Here is a 3,240-nt window from a genome sequence, read left to right on the forward strand (position 1 = left end):
GATGACGGCGGCTTTCACTTGACTGCTCCTAGGGAGAGGCCGCGGACGAGTTTGTCCTGGGCGGCGAATCCGGCGATGAGGACGGGCAGCGACACCAGGGTGGCGGCGGCGCAGAGCCGGGCGAGGAAGAGGCCCTCGTTGGTGATGAAGCCGACGAGGAAGACGGGTGCGGTGGAGGCCTGGGTGGCGGTGAGGTTGACGGCGAACATGAACTCGTTCCAGCTGAAGATGAAGCAGATCAGCGAGGTGGCGGCGAGTCCGGGCATGGCGACGGGTGCGACGACCCGCCACAGCACGGTGAGCAGGCCGGCGCCGTCGACCTCGGCGGCTTCGAGGATCTCCTTGGGGACCTCGGCGAGGAAGGAGCGCATCATCCACACCGCGATCGGGAGGTTCATGGCGGTGTAGAGGATGACGAGTGTCCATACGTTGTCGAGCATTCCGGCGTCCTTGACGATCAGGTACACCGGCAGCAGGGCCGCGATGGCGGGGAGGAACTTGGTGGACAGGAAGAAGAACATGACGTCGGTCCACTTCTGGACCGGTTTGATGGACAGGGCGTAGGCCGCGGGTACTGCCAGGGCGAGCACGAGGAGGGTGGAAAGGACGCTGGCCATGGCGGAGTTGAGGAGGAAGGGGGTGATGTCCCGGCTGAAGAGCAGCTTGTACTGCTCGAGGGTGAGGGGGGCGAAGGGGGTGGGCGGGTTGGTCGCGGCGTCGGCTTCCTGGTGGAAGGAGGTGAGGACCATCCACGCGACCGGTGCGAAGAACGCGAGGGTGGCGAGCCAGGCGACGAACGTCCACAGCGGGGAGAGTCTGGGGGCACCGGCGTGGTCGTCGGGGCGGCGGAGGAGCCTCTTGAGTTTCCCTCCGGGGGCTGCTGCTGCGTTGGCGGTCATCGGGCTGTCTCCTCGCGGAAGAGCGACGCGATGGTGCGCAGTGCGAAGGTCGCGATCACGATCGAGCCGAGGACGACGACGACGCCGGCGGCGGCTGCTTCGCCGTACTCGTATTTGCGGAACATGGTCAGGTAGATCTCGTAGGGCAGGTTGGTGGTCTGGGAGCCGGGGCCGCCCTGGGTGATGGTGTAGACGGCGTCGAAGGTCTGCACGATGTAGATGGTGCCGAGCAGGACGCCCAGTTCGATGTACTGGCGCAGGTGGGGCAGGGTGATGTGGCGGAAGGTCGCGGTGGCGGAGGCGCCGTCCATGCGGGCGGCTTCCAGGACGTCGCCGGGCTGGGCCTGCAGGCCGGCCAGGAGGATCAGCATCATGAACGGGGTCCACTGCCAGACCAGCGAGATCACCACGGCGGGCATGGGGTAGGAGGAGATCCAGTCGAGGGTGGGGCCGTTGTCGGCGCCGAAGAGCCTGTATATGGCGTTGAGGGTGCCGTTGAGGAGGCCGTAGTCGGGGTTGTAGATGGCGTGCTTCCACAGCAGTGCGGCGGCGACCGGCATGACCAGGAACGGTGCGATGAGCAGGGTGCGGGCCAGGCCGCGGCCGGCGAAGCGGCGGTCGAGGAGTATCGCCAGCCCGAGTCCGAGGATCACGCTGATGAGGACCACCGACGCGGTGAGGACGACGGTGTTGAGGACCGCGGTGCGCAGCCGCTCGTCGGTGAAGACGAACGCGAAGTTGGACAGGCCGACGAAGTGGCGGTCGCCCGGTTTGAGGATGTTCCACTGGAAGGTGGAGATGATCAGCGTGGCCACGAAGGGCAGCTGGGTGACGACGATGGTGAACACCAGCGCCGGCAGCAGCGGGATGCGGCGCTTCCACTTGCTCACGGCTGAGGGTTTGGGGGTCCGGGCGGGGGGTGGTGCGGTCTTGGGGGGTGCGGTGAGCGTGGTCATGAAAGGGTTTCCTCTGCCGGTGAGGGCCGGGGTGGGGGAAGCGGTGCCCGGCCGGCGCGGGCCGGCCGGGGCGGGGGCCGGCCGGGGCGGGGGGTTACTTCTGGTAGGTCTTGGCGACGTCCTCGGCGAGTTTCTGGCCGTCGTCCAGGGCCTTGTCCACGGATGTCTTGCCGGCGATGGCGGCGGAGATCTCCTGGGTGACCTTGGTGCCCAGGTCCTGGAACTCGGGGATGGCCACGTACTGGATGCCGACGGTGGGGCGGGGCTGGACGCCGGGGTTGGCCGGGTCGGCCGCCTCGATGGACTTCAGGGTGATGTCGCCGAAGGAGGCGGCGGCCTTCCGGTACTCGGGGATCTCATACGTGCTGGCCCGCTTGCCGGCCGGGACACGCGACCAGCCGAGCTTGGTGCCGACCAGCTGCTCGTACTTCTTGCTGGAGGCCCACAGCATGAACTGTGAGGCCGCGTCGGCGTTCTTGGTGGTCTTGGGCATCGCCCATGCCCAGGCCCACAGCCAGCCGGCGGCCTTGGTCTCGACGGTCGGTGCGTAGGCGTAGCCGACGTGTCCGGCGATCTTGCTGGAGGCGGGGTCCTCCAGTGATCCGGCCGCGCTGGTCGCGTCGTACCACATCGCGACCTTCTTCTGGCTGAGCGCGTTCAGGCACTCGGTGAACCCGGCCTGCGGGGCGCCCGCCTCGCCGTGCTTCCTGACCAGGTCGACGTAGAAGTTGGTGGCCTTCTTGAAGGCGGGGCTGTTGACCTGCGCCTTCCAGTCCTTGGTGAACCAGGTCCCGCCGAAGGTGTTGACCACGGAGGTCAGCGGTGCGCCGAGTTCGCCCCAGCCGGCCAGGCCGCGCAGGCAGATGCCCTTCATGCCGGGCTCGGCGCCGTCGACCTTGGCCGCGATGTCGGCGATCTGCTGCCAGGTCGGGTGCTCGGGGACCGTGATGCCCTTCGCGCTCATGACGTCCTTGTTGTACATGAGCATCGAGGACTCGCCGTAGAACGGCATCGCGTAGAGCTTGCCGTCGGAGCCGGACAGGGACTGCACCATCGGCTTGAGGAGGTCGGCCTTGTCGAAGCCGGTGTCCTTGTCGGCGTAAGAGCCCAGCTCGTGCAGCCAGCCGTTCTTGGTCCAGATGGGTACCTCGTAGGCGCCGATGGTGGCGACGTCGTACTGGCCGGCCTGGGTGGCGATGTCCTGGGTGACTTTGTCGCGCAGCTCGTTCTCGGGAAGGATCGTGAAGTTGACCTTGATGCCGGTGTCCTTCGTGAACGTGCTCTTGGTCAGCTTCGCGATGTCCTCCATCTGCGGGTTGCCGACCATCAGCACGTTGATGCTCTTGCCGCCTCCCGAGGACCCACCGGCTCCGGCTCCGGAACAG

General features: G+C 67.2%; 3 protein-coding genes. All 3 read right to left on the minus strand.

The window, feature by feature from the left end:
• Positions 1-14 precede the first annotated feature (14 nt).
• Positions 15-899, minus strand: a complete 885-nt coding sequence (locus tag ACFPIH_RS56095; protein ID WP_381163915.1) for a carbohydrate ABC transporter permease — start codon at positions 897-899, stop codon at positions 15-17.
• Positions 896-1,855: a carbohydrate ABC transporter permease gene (locus tag ACFPIH_RS56100; RefSeq protein WP_381163912.1), complete on the minus strand. Its 960-nt coding sequence runs from the start codon at positions 1,853-1,855 to the stop codon at positions 896-898. The genes ACFPIH_RS56095 and ACFPIH_RS56100 overlap by 4 nt, the downstream gene beginning before the upstream one ends.
• Before the next feature lie 94 nt (positions 1,856-1,949).
• On the minus strand, positions 1,950-3,240 hold a 1,291-nt coding region (locus ACFPIH_RS56105; protein ID WP_385879436.1), incomplete at its 5' end, for an ABC transporter substrate-binding protein.

Source organism: Streptomyces vulcanius (assembly GCF_042653945.1).
Classification (GTDB): Bacteria; Actinomycetota; Actinomycetes; order Streptomycetales; family Streptomycetaceae; genus Streptomyces; species Streptomyces mangrovi.

What these genes read in the sequence shown, in the direction of transcription:
- ACFPIH_RS56100 (WP_381163912.1), bottom strand. Translation starts at nt 1,855, where the DNA reads ATGACCACGCTCACCGCACCCCCCAAGACCGCACCACCCCCCGCCCGG.
- ACFPIH_RS56095 (WP_381163915.1), bottom strand. Translation starts at nt 899, where the DNA reads ATGACCGCCAACGCAGCAGCAGCCCCCGGAGGGAAACTCAAGAGGCTC.